The 18123-nt window shown below is 72.7% G+C and carries 15 protein-coding genes; 5 read left to right on the plus strand and 10 right to left on the minus strand.

Annotation, left to right across the window (positions count from 1 at the left end; genetic code table 11):
- Positions 1-47: 47 nt before the first annotated feature.
- The 4 genes from tal (at position 48) to pgl (ending at position 5197) form a co-directional block, all read left to right on the plus strand.
- The gene (gene tal / locus H9657_RS01495; protein ID WP_225214354.1) at positions 48-1181 is read left to right on the plus strand and encodes a transaldolase; all 1134 of its coding nucleotides are present in this window, start codon (positions 48-50) and stop codon (positions 1179-1181) included.
- Entirely contained in the window at positions 1178-2719 is a 1542-nt protein-coding gene (zwf, locus tag H9657_RS01500) for a glucose-6-phosphate dehydrogenase (protein WP_191779600.1), read from the plus strand. The genes tal and zwf overlap by 4 nt, the downstream gene beginning before the upstream one ends.
- Entirely contained in the window at positions 2716-3633 is a 918-nt protein-coding gene (locus tag H9657_RS01505; protein WP_191779602.1) for a glucose-6-phosphate dehydrogenase assembly protein OpcA, read from the plus strand. Before zwf ends, H9657_RS01505 begins: the two co-directional genes overlap by 4 nt.
- A gap of 70 nt (positions 3634-3703) precedes the next feature.
- Positions 3704-5197, plus strand: coding sequence for a 6-phosphogluconolactonase (gene pgl / locus H9657_RS19475; protein ID WP_191779604.1), 1494 nt, complete (start codon positions 3704-3706; stop codon positions 5195-5197).
- A gap of 93 nt (positions 5198-5290) precedes the next feature.
- Here the strand turns inward: pgl and H9657_RS01515 are convergent, their stop codons facing one another.
- The 9 genes from H9657_RS01515 to uvrC form a co-directional block, all read right to left on the minus strand.
- Positions 5291-5638 (minus strand): RNA polymerase-binding protein RbpA, encoded by a 348-nt coding sequence (locus tag H9657_RS01515; RefSeq protein WP_191779606.1) that lies wholly within the window; start codon positions 5636-5638, stop codon positions 5291-5293.
- A gap of 12 nt (positions 5639-5650) precedes the next feature.
- Positions 5651-5896 carry a preprotein translocase subunit SecG gene (gene secG, locus H9657_RS01520; protein WP_191779608.1) on the minus strand — a complete coding sequence of 82 codons (246 nt, stop codon included), beginning with the start codon at positions 5894-5896 and terminating at the stop codon, positions 5651-5653.
- A 230-nt stretch (positions 5897-6126) separates the two neighbouring features.
- Positions 6127-6921: a triose-phosphate isomerase gene (gene tpiA / locus H9657_RS01525; RefSeq protein WP_318241221.1), complete on the minus strand. Its 795-nt coding sequence runs from the start codon at positions 6919-6921 to the stop codon at positions 6127-6129.
- Positions 6922-6924: 3 nt separating this feature from the next.
- Positions 6925-8124, minus strand: coding sequence for a phosphoglycerate kinase (locus H9657_RS01530; RefSeq protein WP_191779610.1), 1200 nt, complete (start codon positions 8122-8124; stop codon positions 6925-6927).
- Between the two features lie 166 nt (positions 8125-8290).
- A complete protein-coding gene (gene gap, locus H9657_RS01535) occupies positions 8291-9295 on the minus strand; it encodes a type I glyceraldehyde-3-phosphate dehydrogenase (protein ID WP_191779612.1) in 1005 nt (334 codons plus the stop codon).
- Positions 9296-9556: 261 nt separating this feature from the next.
- Positions 9557-10537 (minus strand): DNA-binding protein WhiA, encoded by a 981-nt coding sequence (whiA, locus tag H9657_RS01540; protein ID WP_191779614.1) that lies wholly within the window; start codon positions 10535-10537, stop codon positions 9557-9559.
- 64 nt (positions 10538-10601) lie between these two features.
- Entirely contained in the window at positions 10602-11609 is a 1008-nt protein-coding gene (locus tag H9657_RS01545; RefSeq protein ID WP_191779616.1) for a gluconeogenesis factor YvcK family protein, read from the minus strand.
- Entirely contained in the window at positions 11606-12547 is a 942-nt protein-coding gene (gene rapZ / locus H9657_RS01550; RefSeq protein WP_191779618.1) for an RNase adapter RapZ, read from the minus strand. Before rapZ ends, H9657_RS01545 begins: the two co-directional genes overlap by 4 nt.
- The gene (gene uvrC, locus H9657_RS01555) at positions 12544-14571 is read right to left on the minus strand and encodes an excinuclease ABC subunit UvrC (protein WP_191779620.1); all 2028 of its coding nucleotides are present in this window, start codon (positions 14569-14571) and stop codon (positions 12544-12546) included. Before uvrC ends, rapZ begins: the two co-directional genes overlap by 4 nt.
- A 100-nt stretch (positions 14572-14671) precedes the next feature.
- On the opposite strand from uvrC, the gene H9657_RS01560 reads away from it, so the two are divergent.
- Complete coding sequence (locus H9657_RS01560) at positions 14672-15181, plus strand: OsmC family protein (protein ID WP_191779622.1); 510 nt, start codon at positions 14672-14674, stop codon at positions 15179-15181.
- 8 nt (positions 15182-15189) lie between these two features.
- On the opposite strand, the gene uvrA is transcribed toward H9657_RS01560, so the two are convergent.
- Positions 15190-18102, minus strand: a complete 2913-nt coding sequence (gene uvrA / locus H9657_RS01565) for an excinuclease ABC subunit UvrA (protein ID WP_191779624.1) — start codon at positions 18100-18102, stop codon at positions 15190-15192.
- Positions 18103-18123: the final 21 nt, after the last annotated feature.

Here is an 18123-nt window from a genome sequence, read left to right on the forward strand (position 1 = left end):
GCCACGCGCAGGACGCGAAGGACCTCGTGCGACGAAGGGGAACGACCATGACCTCCATCACCACCCCCCTGCACGCGCTGCGGGACGCGGGCGTGGCCGTCTGGCTCGACGACCTGTCCCGTCAGCGGATCGTCTCGGGAGGCCTGAGCGACCTCGTCGCTCGCGGCGTCGTGGGCGTCACGACGAACCCGACGATCTTCGCCTCCGCGGTCGCGCAGGGCGACGCGTACGACGCGCAGCTGCGCACGCTCGCGGCCGACGGCGCGGCGGTCGAGGAGGCCGTCCTGCGGATCACGACGGACGACGTGCGCGACGCGTGCGACGTCCTGCGGCCCGTCTACGACGCGACCGACGGCCTCGACGGCCGCGTGTCGATCGAGGTGGACCCGCGCCTGGCACGCGACACCGCGGCCACCCTCGCGTCGGCCGAGACCCTGTGGTCCGAGATCGAGCGACCCAACCTCTTCGTCAAGATCCCTGCGACCGTCGAGGGCCTGCCGGCGATCACGGCCGCCCTCGCGCAGGGCATCAGCGTCAACGTCACGCTGATCTTCTCGCTGCAGCGCTACCGCGCGGTGCTCGACGCCTTCCTCGACGGGATGGAGCAGGCGCACGCCGCCGGGCTCGACCTGGCACCCATCACCTCCGTCGCGTCGTTCTTCGTCTCGCGCGTGGACGCCGCGATCGACCCCCGGCTCGACGCGCTCGGCACCGAGGAGGCCGCCGCGCTGCGCGGCACGGCGGCGATCGCCAACGCGCGCCTCGCGTGGGGCGTGTACCAGGACGTCGTCACCGGTGAGCGGTGGCAGGCCCTCGCGGCCGCGGGCGCGCGCCCGCAGCGGCCCCTGTGGGCCTCGACCGGGGTCAAGGACCCCGCGTACCCCGACACGCGGTACGTCGACGAGCTCGTCGTCGCAGGCACCGTCAACACCATGCCGGAGAAGACGCTCGACGCCGTCGCCGACCACGGGAACGTGCGCGGCGACACCGTCAGCGGGACCCAGGACGCGTCGGCCGCGCTGCTCGACCGGATCGAGGCCCTGGGCATCTCGGTCGACGACGTGACCGAGCAGCTCGAGACCGAGGGGCTGCAGAAGTTCGAGGCCTCGTGGGCCGAGCTCCTGGGCACGGTCGAGGCCGGCATCGCGCGCGCCGCCGACGCGGCCGAGGCCGACAGGTGAGCCCCGCGAAGGTCGGACCGCACGAGAACCCGCTGCGCGACGCCCGCGACCGGCGGCTGCCGCGGATCGCGGGACCCTGCGGCCTCGTCATCTTCGGCGTGACGGGCGACCTCGCCCGCAAGAAGCTCATGCCTGCCGTCTACGACCTGACGAACCGCGGGCTGCTGCCCCCCGGGTTCGCGCTGACGGGCTTCGCCCGTCGCGACTGGGAGACGCAGGACTTCGAGGAGGTCGTCCACGACTCCGTCAAGCAGTACGCGCGCACGCCGTTCCGCGAGGCCACGTGGCGTCAGCTGTCCGAGGGCATCCGCTTCGTGCAGGGCACCTTCGACGACGACGACGCGTTCGACCGGCTCAGCAAGACCGTCGAGGAGCTCGACGTCACACGCGGCACCGGTGGCAACCACGCGTTCTACCTGTCGGTGCCGCCCAGCTCGTTCCCGGTCGTGTGCCAGCAGCTGGCGCGCTCGGGACTCTCACAGCCGAAGGAGGGCACCTGGCGGCGCGTCGTCATCGAGAAGCCGTTCGGCCACGACCTCGAGTCGGCACGTGAGCTCAACGACATCGTGTCCCAGGTCTTCCGGCCCGACGACATCTTCCGGATCGACCACTACCTGGGCAAGGAGACGGTCCAGAACCTCCTGGCCCTGCGCTTCGCGAACCAGCTGTTCGAGCCGATCTGGAACGGCAACTACGTCGACCACGTGCAGATCACCATGGCCGAGGACATCGGCATCGGCGGCCGCGCGGGGTACTACGACGGCATCGGCGCGGCGCGCGACGTCATCCAGAACCACCTGCTCCAGCTCCTCGCGCTGACCGCGATGGAGGAGCCCGTCTCCTTCGACGCGGCCGCCCTGCGCGCGGAGAAGACCAAGGTGCTCTCGGCGTTGCGGCTCCCCCGCGACCTGGGCCGCAACACCGCCCGCGGGCAGTACACCGCCGGCTGGCAGGGCGGGGAGAAGGTCGTCGGGTACGCCGAGGAGGAGGGCTTCAACCCCCACTCCACGACGGAGACCTACGCGGCCATCCGTGTCGACATCGACACCCGCCGGTGGGCCGGCGTGCCGTTCTACCTGCGGACCGGCAAGCGGCTGGGCCGGCGCGTCACCGAGATCGCAGTGGTCTTCAAGAAGGCGCCCCACCTGCCGTTCGAGGCGACCGCGGCGTCCGAGCTCGGCAAGAACGCGCTGGTCATCCGCGTGCAGCCCGACGAGGGCGTGACGCTGCGGTTCGGCGCGAAGGTGCCCGGCACGGCGATGGAGGTGCGCGACGTCACGATGGACTTCGGGTACGGCCACGCGTTCACCGAGTCCTCCCCCGAGGCCTACGAGCGCCTCATCCTCGACGTCCTGCTCGGCGACCCCCCGCTGTTCCCGCAGCACGAGGAGGTCGAGCTCTCCTGGAAGATCCTCGACCCCGTGACCGAGTACTGGGCCTCCAAGGGCACGCCGGACGAGTACCGCGCCGGCACCTGGGGGCCGGCGTCGGCCGACGAGATGATGGCGCGCGACGGTCGCGCCTGGAGGCTCCCGTGATCATCGACCTGCCCGACACCACCACCCGGGACATCAACAAGCGCCTGATCAAGGCGCGCGACGAGGGCGGTGCGATCGCTCTCGGCCGGGTGCTGACGCTCATCATCGACGCCGACGCGCACGACCCCGAGGAGGCCATCGAGGCCGCCAACGCCGCGAGCCGCGAGCACCCGTGCCGCATCATCGTCATCACCGAGCGCACGGGCGAGCGCGAGGCGGGCCTCGACGCGCAGATCCGGCTCGGCGGGGACGCGGGTGCCAGCGAGGTCGTCATCCTGCGCATCTCCGGGGGCGTCACACGCCACGTCGACACCCTCGTGATGCCGCTGCTCCTCCCCGACGCCCCGATCGTCGTGTGGTGGCCGTACGACGTCCCGGCCAACCCCTCGGAGCACCCCCTGGGCCGCATGGCGCAGCGCCGCATCACCGACACCACGACCTGCCCGCGCCCCAGCCGCGCGCTGCGCGACCTGGCACGCGTCTACGAGGACGGCGACACCGACCTCGCGTGGACGCGCGCCACGCTGTGGCGCGGCCTGATCGCGGCGACGCTGGACCAGCCGCCGTTCGAGCCCGTGCACCGCGCCGTGGTCATCGGCGAGAGCACCCACCCGTCCGTCGACCTCATGGCGGCCTGGCTCGCGCAGTCGCTGCGCTGCCCCGTCGAGATCGAGCGCGTCCCCGGTGCGCCCGCCATCACGCAGGTCCGCCTCGAGCGCACGTCGGGCGACATCGTGCTCGACCGGCCCGACGGCAAGACGGCCGCGCTGCGCCAGCCCGACCAGCCCGAGCACCGCATCGCCCTGCCGATCCGCCAGCTGCGCGAGTGCCTGGTCGAGGAGCTGCGCCGGCTCGACGCCGACGAGGTGTACGGCGACGTCCTGCAGAAGGGTCTCGCCCGCATCGACGCGTGAGACCGGCCCGGGTCCGGGCTCCGGCCGGACACCCACGACGCCCGGCGGCGCCGGGCACAGGAGGAGACGCATGACCCCCGCCCCGCTCGAGGTCCTCGTCCACCCCGACGCCGAGGTGCTCGCCGCCGCGACCGCCGCCCGGCTGCTCACCCGGCTCGTGGACCTGCAGTCGCACCGCTCGCCGGTCCACGTCGTCCTCACCGGGGGCACGGTCGGCATCGCCGCGCTCCGCGAGGTCGCCGCCTCGCCCGTCCGCGACGCGGTCGACTGGACCGGCGTGCACCTGTGGTGGGGCGACGAGCGCTTCCTGCCCGACGGCGACCCGGACCGCAACGAGACGCAGGCCCGCGACGCGCTGATCGACGCGCTCGGTGACGCGCTGCCGGCCGGCAACGTCCACCCCGTCCCCGCGCTCTCGGACGACGTGCCGGACGGCGAGACCGCTGCACGCCGCTACGCCGCCGAGCTGCGCGCCCACGCGGCCGGCAGCGGGCTCGCGCCCCGGTTCGACGTGCTCCTGCTCGGCATGGGGCCCGACGGCCACATCGCCTCGCTCTTCCCCGACCGGACCTCGCTGTTCGAGGCGAACGCCATGGTCGTCGCGGAGCACGACTCCCCCAAGCCGCCCTCCGAGCGCGTGTCGCTGACCTTCCCGCTGATCCGGTCCGCACGCGAGGTGTGGGTCGTGGCCGCGGGGGCCGAGAAGGCGCCCGCGGTGGCGCGCGCACTCGCGGGTGTCGACGTCCGCACGACGCCCGCCGCCGGCGCACGCGGCACCGAACGCACCCTGTGGCTGCTCGACCTGGCCGCCGCGCCGCCGGTGCCGGCCGCCGGCCCGGCCGGCGCGACCACCCCCGGTGAGCACGCGGGCGACGAGGGCCTGCGACCGCGCAGCGCCTCGAACGCCGCACGCGCGTGGGCCGCGGTCGACGCGTACGTGGCCCCGCTGGTCGACGAGCCGGACGTGGCGCGCGACGTCCGGACGTCCGCCGCCGACGCCGGTCTGCCCGACATCGCCGTGAGCGCCGCCCAGGGGCGCCTGCTGGAGATCCTCGCCCGGTCCGTCGGTGCCCGGCGGGTCCTGGAGATCGGCACGCTCGGCGGCTACAGCACCTGGTGGCTGGCACAGTCCCTGCCGCCGCAGGGCAGGCTGGTCACCCTCGAGCTGAGCGAGGCGCACGCCGACGTCGGCCGGGCCTCGCTGGAGGCTGCGGGGCTGCAGGACCGCGTCGAGCTCGTCGTCGGTGCCGCGCTGACGTCGCTCGACGACCTCGTGGCGTCCGGCACCGAGCCGTTCGACCTCGTGTTCGTCGACGCGGACAAGGAGCAGCTCGCGCCGTACGTCGACCGCGCGATCGCGCTGTCGCGACCCGGCACGCTCATCGTGGTCGACAACGTCGTGCGTGACGGCGCGGTGGTCGACCCCGAGCACCCCGACACGCGCGTGCAGGGCGTGCGCGCGTTCTACGCCCGGGCCGCCGCGGACGACCGCATCGACGGCACCGTCGTGCAGACCGTGGGCGAGAAGGGCTACGACGGCTTCGCGCTCCTGCGGGTGCGCTGACGCGCCAGCCCCGCAGGCATGCCTCGGGCGCCGCCCCCGGAGGGGGGGGCGCCCGCGGTACGTCCAGCGCCGTGGCGGTCGGGTCGCGACGCGTCAGCGCCCGCGTCGCGCGCGCAGGGAGGCCAGCGCCTCGTCGAGGATCGCCGCGCCGTCCTCCTCGCTGCGCCGTTCCTTCACGTACGCGAGGTGGGTCTTGTACGGCTCGTTCTTGACGGGCGCCGGTGGCGCCTCGGGGTCCTGGCCCGCGGGGTACCCGCAGCGCGGGCAGTCCCACGTGGTGGGCGCCTCCTCGGCGGCCTCCTCGGCAAAGCTCGGCCGGGTCTCGTGGCCGTTCGCGCACCAGTAGGAGATCCACACGCGCGGCGCTGCGTCTCCGCGCTCCGCCTCGCCCATCGGACCGGCACCGACGCGCGACCCCCTGATCGCACTCCCGCTCGCCATGGCCAGGTCCCCCTACTCCGAGAACTTCTCGATCAGGCCGAGCAGCACGATCATGACCGTCCACAGCAGGGCGACGGCGATCGTGATCCGGTTGAGGTTGCGCTCGGCCACGCCGGACGAGCCGGCGCCGGCCGTGATGCCGCCCCCGAACATGTCCGACAGGCCGCCGCCCTTGCCCTTGTGCAGCAGCACCAGCGGGACGAGCAGCAGGCTGGCGAGAACCAGCAGCACCTGGAGGGTGATACGCAGGGCAGTCACGTCGGTGGGGTTCCTCACTCGGGCGGTTCGGTGCAGCGGTGCACCGTGGCCGTGGGTGGCGTCGGTGCGTGTCGTGCCGGTACGGCCGTGGTCGGCGTGCTCCGTCGACGCAGTGCCGCGGTACAGGGTAGGCGACGCGGGGCGGTGCGATCCACCATCACGCGATCCGTGGGACGACCGGGACCGGGACCGGGACGCCGCAGGGCGACGTCCCGGTCCCGGTGGAGGCGTCAGGCGACGGTGTGCGCCTGGTACCGGGCGATCCGGGCGAACTCCTCGGGGTCGAGGCTCGCACCGCCGACCAGGGCGCCGTCCACGTCGGGCTTCGCCATGATCGACGCGACGTTCGACGACTTCACGGACCCGCCGTACAGGACGCGGACGGCGTCCGCGGTGGCCTGGTCGTACAGCTCGGCGATGCGCACGCGGATCGCCTCGCAGAGCTCCTGCGCGTCCTCCGGCGTCGCGGTCTCGCCCGTGCCGATGGCCCAGACGGGCTCGTACGCGACGACGATGCCCGCGACCTGCTCGGCCGACAGGCCCTCGAGGGCGCCGTCGAGCTGCGCCAGCGTGTGGGGCACGTGCTCGCCGGCCTTGCGGACCTCGAGCGGCTCGCCGACGCACAGGATCGGCACGAGGCCGGCCGACAGCGCCGACTTCACCTTGGCGTTGACGAGCGCGTCGTCCTCGTGGTGGAACTGACGACGCTCGGAGTGACCGACCGCGACGTACGTGACGCCGAGCTTGGCGAGGAACAGGGGCGAGATCTCACCCGTGTACGCCCCGGACTCGTGCGCCGACACGTCCTGCGCGCCGTAGACGATCTCGAGCTTGTCGGCGTCGACCAGCGTCTGCACGCTGCGCAGGTCCGTGAACGGCGGCAGCACGGCGACCTCGACGGCCGCGTAGTCGTGCTTGCCGTCCTTGAGCGTCCACGCCAGCTTCTGCACGGTGTGCGTCGCCTGGTGGTGGTCGAGGTTCATCTTCCAGTTGCCCGCCATCAGCGGGGTACGGGTGCCTGCCACGAGTCAGCCCTCCAGGACAGCGATGCCGGGGAGGGTCTTGCCCTCGAGGAACTCCAGCGACGCGCCGCCGCCGGTGGAGATGTGGCCGAAGCCGGCCTCGTCGAAGCCGAGGGTGCGCACGGCCGCGGCCGAGTCACCGCCGCCGACGATGGTGAAGGCGCCGTGCGTGCCGGCGTCGACGAGGGCCTGCGCGACGGCACGCGTGCCGTTCGCGAACGCCTCGAACTCGAACACGCCGGCCGGGCCGTTCCAGACGACCGTCTTGGCGTCGACGATCTTGGAGGCGAACAGCTCGGCGCTCTTCGGGCCGATGTCCAGGCCGATCTGGTCGGCGGGGATCGCGTCGGCGGCGACGACCGTCGCCGGGGCGTCGGCCTTGAACTCCGGGGCGACGACGATGTCGACGGGCAGGACGATCTCCACGCCCTTCTCCTTCGCCGTGGCGAGGTAGCCCTTGACCGTCTCGATCTGGTCCTCCTCGAGCAGGCTCTTGCCCACCGCGTGGCCCTGGGCCGCGAGGAACGTGAACAGCATGCCGCCGCCGATGAGCAGGCGGTCGGCCTTGCCCAGCAGGTTCTCGATGACGCCGAGCTTGTCGGAGACCTTCGAGCCGCCGAGCACCACGACGTAGGGGCGCGCGGGGTCGTCCGTCGCCTTGCGCAGCGACTCGACCTCCTTGAGGACCAGCTGCCCGACCGCGTGCGGCACGCGCTGCGCGACGTCGTAGACCGACGCCTGCTTGCGGTGCACGACCCCGAAGCCGTCGGAGACGTACGCGTCGACGAGGGCCGCGAGCTCGTCGGCCAGCGCCCCCCGCTCTGCGTCGTCCTTGGACGTCTCGCGGGCGTCGAACCGCACGTTCTCGAGGAGGGCGACCTGCCCGTCCTGGAGGCCCGCCACGGTGGCCTTCGCCGACTCGCCGACGACGTCCTGCGCGAGCGCGACGTCCTGGCCCAGCAGCTCGCCGAGACGCGCGGCGACGGGTGCCAGCGAGTACTTGGCGTCCGGCGTGCCCTTGGGACGTCCGAGGTGGGCGACCAGCACGACGCGGGCGCCCTTGGCGACCAGCGCCTGGATCGTCGGGAGCGCGGCACGGATGCGGCCGTCGTCGGTGATGGTGGTGCCGTCGAGCGGCACGTTGAAGTCGGAGCGGACGAGCACGCGCTTGCCGCGCAGGTCGCCGAGGTCGTCGATGGTCTTCATGGTCTCCTACCTACCTACCTGCCGCCGGTCTGGCCGGCGGCCTGGGTCGCCCCCCCCGGGCGGGGGCACGGTGTGGGGCGCGACCCCCCCCGCCCCAGCCGCCGGGGCGCGGGGGGCCGGTGGCCTCGGCGCACGCGGACGCATGGACTGCCTCAGAGCGTGGACGTCAGAGACGCGCGCCCACGTACTCCGTGAGCTTCACGAGGCTGCTGGAGTAGCCCCACTCGTTGTCGTACCAGGCGACGATCTTCACCAGGTCGCCGCTCACCTTGGTGAGCTTCGCGTCGAAGATGCTCTGGTGCGGGTCGGTGACGATGTCCGAGGAGACGATCTCGTCCTCGGTGTACTTCAGCGTGCCCTTCATCTCACCCTCGGCGGCGGCCTTGACCGCGGCGTTGACCTCGTCGACCGTGACCTCGCGCGAGGCGGTGAAGGTCAGGTCCGTGGCCGAGCCGGTGATCGTCGGCACACGCAGCGCGAAGCCGTCGAGCTTGCCCTTGAGCTCCGGGAGCACGAGCGCCACGGCCTTGGCCGCACCGGTCGTCGTGGGGACGATGTTCTGCGCGGCGGCACGGGCACGACGAAGGTCGCGGTGCGGGCCGTCCTGCAGGTTCTGGTCACCCGTGTACGCGTGGATCGTGGTCATGAGACCGCGCTCGATGCCGATCGCGTCGTTGAGCGCCTTCGCCACGGGGGCGAGGCAGTTCGTGGTGCACGAGGCGTTCGAGATGATGTGGTGCGCCGCGGCGTCGTAGTCGGTGTGGTTCACACCGACGACGAACGTGGCGTCCTCGTTCTTGGCCGGGGCCGAGATGATGACCTTCTTGGCGCCGGCGTCGATGTGCGCCTTGGCCTTCGTCGCGTCCGTGAAGAAGCCCGTGGACTCGATGACGATGTCCGCGCCGAGCTCGCCCCAGGGCAGGTCCGCCGGGTTGCGCTCGGCGAGGGCGCGGATCTTCTTGCCGTCGACGATGATGTTCTCGTCGTCGTAGTCCACGCTCTGCGGGAAACGACCCAGGACGGTGTCGTACTTCAGCAGGTGCGCCAGGGTGTGGTTGTCCGTCAGGTCGTTGACACCCACGATCTCGATGTCGGCCCCCGAGGCCAGGATGGCGCGGTAGAAGTTGCGCCCGATGCGGCCGAAGCCGTTGATGCCGACCTTGATGGTCACTTGCCCTCCTCGGCACGCGCCGATCAAAGCCGGCGCACACAGTTGGTGTTCGGTCACGCACGCCGCTGTGCGTCCCGACCGCCACTGACCACCACAGGCCGGGTCGTGCCCAGCGCGTTGCGTCCTCGTTGCGATCGGATGACCCCGAGCCTATACCCCGAGGCACGGGGCTCGCCCAAGACGAAGGTCCACCACGCGCGGCCGTTCGTATGCTGGACCATGCGCGTCGCGGCCGGCGCCTCGGGACGGGGCCCGCGCGCCTCAGAGGTCGAGCAGGTCGGGGCTGAGCCCCGCCTCGGTGTCGGGGATGCCGAGCTCGGCGGCCCTCCGGTCGGCGGTGGCCAGCAGGCGCCGGATGCGCCCGGCGACGGCGTCCTTCGTCAGCGGCGGGTCCGCGAGCTTGCCCAGCTCCTCGAGCGACGCCTCCTTGTGCGCGAGCCGCAGCTCGCCGGCCTGGCGCAGGTGGTCCGGCAGGTCGTCACCGAGGATCTCGAACGCGCGGTCCACGCGGGCGCCGGCCGCGACCGCGGCGCGCGCCGAGCGCCGCAGGTTGGCGTCGTCGAAGTTGGCCAGGCGGTTGGCGGTGCCGCGCACCTCGCGGCGCACGCGCCGCTCCTCCCACACGAGCATCGCGTCGTGCGCACCGAGCCGCGTCAGCATGACGCCGATCGCGTCACCGTCGCGGATCACGACGCGGTCGACGCCGCGCACGTCGCGCGCCTTGGCGGCGACACCCAGGCGTCGCGCGGCCCCCACGAGCGCGAGGGCGGCCTCCGGCCCCGGGCACGTGACCTCGAGCGACGACGAGCGACCCGGCTCGGTGAGCGAGCCGTGCGCGAGGAACGCGCCACGCCACGCTGCCTCGGCCTCGCCGATCCCCGCGGACACGACCTGCGGCGGCAGCCCGCGGACCGGACGGCCCCGGTTGTCCAGCAGACCCGTCTGCCGCGCCAGCGACTCGCCGTCCTTCACGACACGCACGACGTAGCGGCTGCCCCGGCGCAGACCGCCGCCGGAGACCACGATGATGTCGCTCTCGTGACCGTAGATCTCGGTGATGGCCTGCCGCAGGCGCCGGGCCGCGATCCCGGTGTCGAGCTCGGCCTCGATGACGATGCGCCCGGAGATGATGTGCAGCCCGCCGGCGAACCTCAGGGTCGCCGAGATCTCCGCCTTGCGGCAGGACGTCCTGTCCACCTTCAGCCGGGCGAGCTCGTCCTTCACCTGTGCTGTCAGCGCCATGGCGTCATCCTGCCACTGCCGCCCGGGTGGTCGTGACCGTCCCGTGACCCGTCACCCGTCGGGGTCACACCTCGGCGGCGGGGTGCCCGGCAGGAGTCCCGACGTCACCGAGGTAGTCCTCGACGACGTCCCGCAGCGCGGCGGCCAGCCGCAGCGGGTCGTGCACCGCACTCTGGTCACCGCGCCGGACCTGGCGGACCAGCAGGCGGCAACCCATCGCCGCGCAGAGCTCAGCCAGCTCACCGACGTCGTCCACGGACGCCGGGTCGGCGATCACGGCGTGCAAGGACAGCTCGGGCGCGTGCGCACGGAGCACCTCGAGGTGGTCGACGGCACGCATGCCCTCGGTCTCGTGGTCGGGCGTGAGGTTGAGCGTCACCACGATCCGGGCCGGCGTCTCGACCAGTGCCGCACGCAGCTGCGGCACCAGCAGGTGCGGCAGGACCGACGAGTACCAGGACCCGGGGCCCAGGACGACCCAGTCGGCCTCCAGCAGCGCCGCGACCGCCTCCGGGCAGGCGGGAGGGTCCTCGGGGTGCAGCCGCAGGTGCTCGATGCGGTGCGACGTCAGGGCGACCTGCGTCTGCCCGCGCACGACCTCCCGCCGACCGTCCGCCGTGCGCACGTCCGCCTCGATGCACAACGGGACCGACGCCATCGGCAGCACCCGACCGCGAGCGCCCAGGAGCCTGCCGACGAGGTCGAGGCCCTCGACGGTGTCGCCGAGGATCTCCCACAGCGCCACGATCAGCAGGTTCCCGACGGAGTGCCGGTCGAGCGGCCCGTCCGTCGCGAAGCGGTGCTGCAGGAGGTCGCGCCAGGTGCGCCCCCACTCCGAGTCGTCGCAGAGGGCGGACAGCGCCATCCGCAGGTCGCCCGGCGGCAGCACGCCCATCTCCTCGCGCAGGCGTCCCGAGGAGCCGCCGTCGTCCGCGACCGTCACGACGGCCGTGATCCGGTCCGTCATGAGCCGCAGCGCCGAGAGCGAGGCCGAGAGCCCGTGGCCGCCCCCGAGCGCGACGACCGCGGGACGGGTCGGGTCACCGAACCGGCTGACCGACGGCGCGCTCACTCCTTGCCCAGGTCCCGCGCCGTCACCTGCACCCGGTGCCCGCGCTCGCGCAGCCGCGCGCCGATGGCCTCGCTGATCGCCACGGAGCGGTGCTTGCCGCCCGTGCAGCCGACCGCGATCGTCGCGTAGCGCTTCTCCTCGTGCAGGTACCCCGCGAGCACCGGCTCGAGCGCGTCGACGTAGCGCTCGACGAACGTCGTGGCACCCGGCAGCCCCAGCACGTAGTCCCGCACCGGCGCGTCGCGGCCGGACAGGTGGCGCAGCTCGGTGATCCAGTACGGGTTGGACAGGAACCGGACGTCGACGACGTGGTCCGCGTCGAGCGGGATGCCGTACTTGAAGCCGAACGACAGCACCGACAGGTGCAGGACGTCGTCCCCCGGGTCCGCGACGCCCGACCGCACGACCCGTGCGAGGTCGTGGACGTTGAGCTCGGACGTGTCGATCACGGTGTCGGCGCGCTCGCGCAGGTCCGACAGCAGTGCGCGCTCGTGCGCGATGCCGTCGAGGATGCGGCCGTCGGCCTGCAGCGGGTGCGGGCGGCGCACCTGCTCGAACCGGCGCACGAGCACCTCGTCCGACGCGTCGAGGAACAGCAGCCGCAGCTCGACGCCGGTCCCCTCGAGGTGGTCGAGGACACCGGTGAGAGCCGCGAAGTACTCGCGCCCGCGCACGTCGATCACGGCGGCGAGACGGCGCGCCCCCGTACCGACCGGCCCGCTCGTCAGCATGCCGACGAGGTGGGTCAGCATCTGCGCGGGCAGGTTGTCGACGACGTACCAGCCGAGGTCCTCCAGCACCGCGGCCGCGCGCGTGCGGCCCGCACCGGACATGCCGGTGATGACCAGCACCTGGGGCTGCTCGAGGACGGGCGCCTCGGCGGCCGCCTCGAGCTCGGGGATGCCCGTCGGCACCGTGATCGGCGAGGGCTCGCTCATGCCCCCAGGATGCCAGGCTCTTCCGGTGTCGGGTCCACCGACGTGCCGGACGCGGTCGCGTCCTGCGTCGCGGGCGGCCCCGCGAGCGCCGCCACCACCGCCTCCGCCGTGCGCGCACCCATGCCCGGCACGGTCGCGATCTCCTCGGCCGTGGCCGCGCGCAGCCGCTTCACCGAGCCGAAGTGGCGCAGCAGCGCCGCCTTGCGCGCGGGACCGAGACCCGGCACGTCGTCGAGCACGGAGACCGTCATGCCCTTGCTGCGGCGCTTGCGGTGCGCGGTGATCGCGAACCGGTGCGCCTCGTCACGCACGCGCTGGAGCAGGTACAGCCCCTCGGACGACCGTCGCAGGATCACCGGGTACTCCTCCCCCGGCAGCCACACCTCCTCGAGGCGCTTGGCGAGGCCGCACAGGGCGATGTCGTCGATGCCGAGCTCGGCGAGCGCGGCCGCCGCGGCGGCCACCTGGGGCGGTCCGCCGTCGACGACGACGAGGTTGGGCGGGTACGCGAACCGCGTCGGCCGGCCGGTGCGCTCGTCGACCGGCCCGCTGCGCGGCGCGTCGTCCTCGTCGCCGTCGTCGAGCTCCGGGTCGTGCGCGTCGGCGCGCTCCGCGAGGTAGCGGCGGAAGCGCCGGGTGATGACCTCGTGCATGGCGGCGGTGTCGTCGCGCGCCCCCTGGCCCTCGGGTCCGCGGACGGTGAACAGCCGGTACTCGTTCTTGCGCGCGAGGCCGTCCTCGAACACCACCATCGAGGCCGACTGGTACGTGCCCTGGTTGTGGGAGACGTCGTAGCACTCGATGCGCAGCGGCGCGCTCGGCAGGTCGAGGGCCTCCTGGATCTCGCGGAGCGCCATGCTGCGGCTCGTGAGGTCCCCCGCGCGTCGCGTGCGGTGCAGCGCGAGCGCGTGCTCCGCGTTGCGCAGCACCGTGGCGGCCAGCTCGCGCTTGTCGCCGCGCTGCGGCACCCGCACCTGGACCTTGCTGCCCCGCAGGCCCGTGAGCCACGCCTGCACCTGCTCCACGTCGGTCGGCAGCACCGGGACGAGCACCTCGCGCGGCACCGACGCGGTCGCGGCCTCGGGATCCTCGCTCCCGTACACCTGCTGCAGCAGGTGCTCGACGAGCGCCGCGTCGTCGAGGTCCTCGACCTTCTCGACGACCCAGCCGCGCTGGCCGCGGATGCGGCCGTCGCGCACGTGGAAGACCTGGACGGCCGCCTCGAGCTCGTCGCCCGCCATGGCGAAGACGTCGGCGTCGGTGCCGTCGGACAGCACGACCGCGTTGCGCTCGGTGGCCTTCTCGAGCGTCTTGATGTCGTCGCGCAGGCGCGCGGCACGCTCGTAGTCGAGGTCGGCCGCCGCGTCCTTCATGGCGCGGGTCAGGCGGCGCGTGAACCGGGCGGTGTCACCGGCCATGAAGTCGCAGAAGTCCTGCGCGAGCTGGTGGTGCTCGTCGACACCGATCCGCCCCACGCACGGCGCCGAGCACTTGTCGATGTAGCCGAGCAGGCACGGACGACCCTGCTGCCGGGCCCGCTTGAAGACCCCGGCCGAGCACGTGCGCACCGGGAACACCCGCAGCAGCAGGTCGACGGTCTCGCGGATCGCCCACGCGTGGGCGTACGGGCCGAAGTAGCGCGTCCCGCGACGCTTGGCGCCGCGCATGACCTGCACGCGCGGCACCTCGTCCGCCATCGTCACGGCGAGGTACGGGTACGACTTGTCGTCGCGGTACTTGACGTTGAACCGGGGGTCGAACTCCTTGATCCACGAGTACTCGAGCGCGAGCGCCTCGACCTCGGTCCCGACGACCGTCCACTGGACCGCGGCGGCGGTCGTCACCATCTGCTGCGTCCGCGGGTGCAGCCCGGCGATGTCCTGGAAGTAGCTGTTCAGCCGGTTGCGCAGGCTCTTGGCCTTGCCGACGTAGACGACGCGGCCGTGCTCGTCCCGGAAGCGGTAGACGCCGGGAGAGTCCGGGATCTCCCCGGGGGCTGGTCGGTAGGTGGCGGGATCAGCCATGCGTCCGAGCCTAAGTCCGCGGACCGACAGGGCCACGCCGGCGACGCGGCGCGGCCGGGCGCACCGACGCAGCTGTGACGTGCGCCACTAGGGTCGGGGCATGGCACACCTCCTGCACCAGTTCTCCGTGGACCTGACGTGGACGGGCGCCCGTGGGGCCGGCACCGCGACGTACACGTCGTACGGCCGGGACCACGTCCTGACGTCGGGCGGCCGTCCTGCGCTCCCCGGGACGTCCGACCCCGGGTTCCGCGGCGACCCGGAGCGCTGGTCGCCCGAGGACCTGCTGGTCGGGGCGCTCTCCCAGTGCCACATGCTGTGGTTCCTGCACCTCGCGGCCAACGCGGGCGTCGTGGTCGTCGGCTACACCGACTCGGCGTCGGGGACCATGCGGATCGAGGCCGCGGGGCACGGCCAGTTCACCGAGGTCGTGCTCCGACCCCGTGTCACGGTCCGCAACGCGGCGCTCGCCGACGGCACGCCCGTCGACGACGCGCTGCTCGCCGACGTCCACCACCGTGCCCAGGAGCACTGCTTCATCGCGCGGTCCGTGAACTTCCCCGTGCGCCACGAGCCGGGCCCGCTGACGCACGAGCCCGCTCCCGCCTGACCGGGCGGTCAGGCGGACACCTCGACGCGGGCGGGCTCGAGCACCTCGGCGAGGAACCGGCCCGTGTGGCTCTCCGGCACGCTCGCGATGTGCTCGGGGGTGCCCTCGGCGACGACCAGGCCGCCGCCGGAGCCGCCCTCGGGGCCCATGTCGACCACCCAGTCGGCGTTCTTGATGACGTCGAGGTTGTGCTCGATCACCAGGACGGTGTTGCCCTTGTCCACGAGCGACTGCAGGACGCCCAGCAGCTTGCGGATGTCCTCGAAGTGCAAACCCGTGGTGGGCTCGTCGAGGACGTAGATGGTGCGGCCCGTCGACCGGCGCTGCAGCTCGGCGGCCAGCTTGACGCGCTGCGCCTCACCGCCCGAGAGCGTCGGTGCGGGCTGCCCGAGCCGTACGTAGCCGAGACCGACGTCGACGAGGGTGCGCAGGTGCCGCGAGATGGCCGGCACCGCGGCGAAGAAGTCGGCGGCCTCCTCGATGGGCATCGCCAGGACGTCGGCGACCGTCTTGCCCTTGAAGTGCACCTCGAGCGTCTCGCGGTTGTACCGGGCGCCGTGGCAGACCTCGCAGGGCACGTACACGTCCGGGAGGAAGTTCATCTCGATCTTCAGGGTGCCGTCGCCCGAGCAGGCCTCGCAGCGACCACCCTTGACGTTGAACGAGAACCTGCCGGGCGCGTAGCCGCGCACCTTGGCCTCGGACGTCTCGGCGAAGAGCCTGCGGACGTGGTCCCACACACCGGTGTAGGTGGCGGGGTTGGAGCGCGGTGTGCGGCCGATCGGCCCCTGGTCCACGTGCACGACCTTGTCGAGCTGGTCGAGGCCCGTCACCCGCTTGTGCCGCCCGGCGACCTGCCGTGCGCCGTTGAGCTCGTTCGCCATGACGGTGTAGAGGATCGCGTTGACGAGCGTCGACTTGCCGGATCCCGAGACGCCGGTCACCGCGGTGAGCACGCCCAGCGGGAACGACACGTCGATCCCCCGCAGGTTGTTCTCCCGCGCACCGACGACGGTGACCTGCCGCGACCTGTCGACCGGCCGGCGTGCCGCCGGCATCGGGATGGAGCGCCGACCCGACAGGTAGGCGCCCGTCACCGACTCCGGCGACGCCAGCAGGCCCGCGAGGTCGCCCGAGTGCACGACGCGACCACCGTGCTCGCCGGCGCCCGGTCCGATGTCGACGATCCAGTCGGCGGTCCGGATGGTGTCCTCGTCGTGCTCGACGACGATGAGCGTGTTGCCGAGGTCGCGGAGCCGGGTCAGCGTGTCGATCAGCCGCCGGTTGTCGCGCTGGTGCAGCCCGATGGACGGCTCGTCCAGCACGTACAGCACGCCGACCAGGCCCGAGCCGATCTGCGTCGCCAGCCGGATGCGCTGCGCCTCACCGCCCGACAGCGTCGCCGCCGGCCGCATGAGCGAGAGGTAGTCCAGCCCGACGTCGAGCAGGAACCCGAGTCGCGCCTGGATCTCCTTGATGACCTGCGCGGCGATCGCGCGCTCGCGCTCACCGAGCTCGAGGCCGTCGATGAAGGTGCGGGCCTCGTCGATCGGCAGGGCGCAGACGTCGGCGATCGAGCGGCCGCCGACCTTCACCGCGAGGACCTCGGGCTTCAGGCGGGCGCCGTGGCACGCGGGGCACGGGACCTCGCGCATGAACGCCTCGTACTTCTCCTTGCTCCAGTCCGAGTCGGTCTCGGCGTGGCGCCGCTCCAGGAACGTGATGACGCCCTCGAACCCGGTCGAGTACTGCCGCTCACGGCCCCACCGGTTGCGGTACTTCACGCGGACCTCGTGGTTCTCACCGTGCAGGACCGCGTCCCGCGCGCGCTGCGGCAGCGCCCGCCAGGGCGTGTCCATCGAGAACCCGAGATCGGACGAGAGCGCCGACAGCACGCGCTGGAAGTACTCCGACGAGGTCTGCGCCCACGGCGCGACGGCGCCCTCGGCGAGCGAGAGCTCGTCGTCCGGTATGACGAGCTCGGGGTCGACCTCGAGGCGCGACCCGATGCCGGTGCACTCGGGGCAGGCGCCGTAGGGGGCGTTGAAGGAGAACGTCCGCGGCTCGACCTCCTCGAGCGTCAGCACGTGGTCGTTCGGGCAGGCGCGGTTCTCGGAGAAGCGGCGCTCGCGCTCCGGGTCGTCGGCGTCGGCGTCGACCAGCTCGACGACGAGCAGGCCGCCGGCGAGCCCGAGCGCCGTCTCGACCGAGTCCGTCAGGCGACGCTGGACGCCCTCGCGGGAGACCAGCCGGTCGACGACCACCTCGATGTCGTGCTTGAGCTTCTTCTCCAGCGTCGGGGGTGACGCGAGCTGGACGACCTCGCCGTCGACGCGCGCCCGCGAGAAGCCCTTGCCCTGCAGCTCGCGGAACAGGTCGGCGTACTCGCCCTTGCGCCCGCGGACCACGGGCGCCAGGACCTGGTAGCGCGTGCCGTCGGGCAGCTCGAGCAGCCGGTCGACGATCTGCTGCGGCGTCTGCGCGGTCACGCGCTCGCCGCACACCGGGCAGTACTGCGTGCCGGCGCGGGCGAAGAGGAGACGCAGGTAGTCGTAGACCTCGGTGATGGTGCCGACCGTCGAGCGCGGGTTGCGGTTGGTCGACTTCTGGTCGATCGACACCGCGGGCGACAGGCCCTCGATGAAGTCGACGTCGGGCTTGTCCATCTGGCCCAGGAACTGGCGGGCGTACGCCGAGAGCGACTCGACGTAACGGCGCTGCCCCTCGGCGAAGATCGTGTCGAACGCCAACGAGGACTTCCCGGACCCCGACAGGCCGGTGAACGCGATGAGCGCGTCGCGCGGCAGGTCCAGGTCGACGTTGCGGAGGTTGTGCTCCCGCGCGCCGCGGACCACGAGACGGTCGGAGGAAGGATGGGTCACAGCCGACGAGTCTACGTGCGGCCACCGACAATCGCACATGTGTTCGAGATCACGACCGTC

The sequence above is a fragment of the Cellulomonas avistercoris genome, from assembly GCF_014836445.1.
GTDB lineage: Bacteria > Actinomycetota > Actinomycetes > Actinomycetales > Cellulomonadaceae > Cellulomonas > Cellulomonas avistercoris.

What these genes read in the sequence shown, in the direction of transcription:
- pgl (WP_191779604.1), top strand. Translation starts at nt 3,704, where the DNA reads ATGACCCCCGCCCCGCTCGAGGTCCTCGTCCACCCCGACGCCGAGGTG.
- H9657_RS01530 (WP_191779610.1), bottom strand. Translation starts at nt 8,124, where the DNA reads ATGAAGACCATCGACGACCTCGGCGACCTGCGCGGCAAGCGCGTGCTC.
- uvrC (WP_191779620.1), bottom strand. Translation starts at nt 14,571, where the DNA reads ATGGCTGATCCCGCCACCTACCGACCAGCCCCCGGGGAGATCCCGGAC.
- uvrA (WP_191779624.1), bottom strand. Translation starts at nt 18,102, where the DNA reads ATGTGCGATTGTCGGTGGCCGCACGTAGACTCGTCGGCTGTGACCCAT.
- H9657_RS01515 (WP_191779606.1), bottom strand. Translation starts at nt 5,638, where the DNA reads ATGGCGAGCGGGAGTGCGATCAGGGGGTCGCGCGTCGGTGCCGGTCCG.
- rapZ (WP_191779618.1), bottom strand. Translation starts at nt 12,547, where the DNA reads ATGAGCGAGCCCTCGCCGATCACGGTGCCGACGGGCATCCCCGAGCTC.
- H9657_RS01560 (WP_191779622.1), top strand. Translation starts at nt 14,672, where the DNA reads ATGGCACACCTCCTGCACCAGTTCTCCGTGGACCTGACGTGGACGGGC.
- whiA (WP_191779614.1), bottom strand. Translation starts at nt 10,537, where the DNA reads ATGGCGCTGACAGCACAGGTGAAGGACGAGCTCGCCCGGCTGAAGGTG.
- tal (WP_225214354.1), top strand. Translation starts at nt 48, where the DNA reads ATGACCTCCATCACCACCCCCCTGCACGCGCTGCGGGACGCGGGCGTG.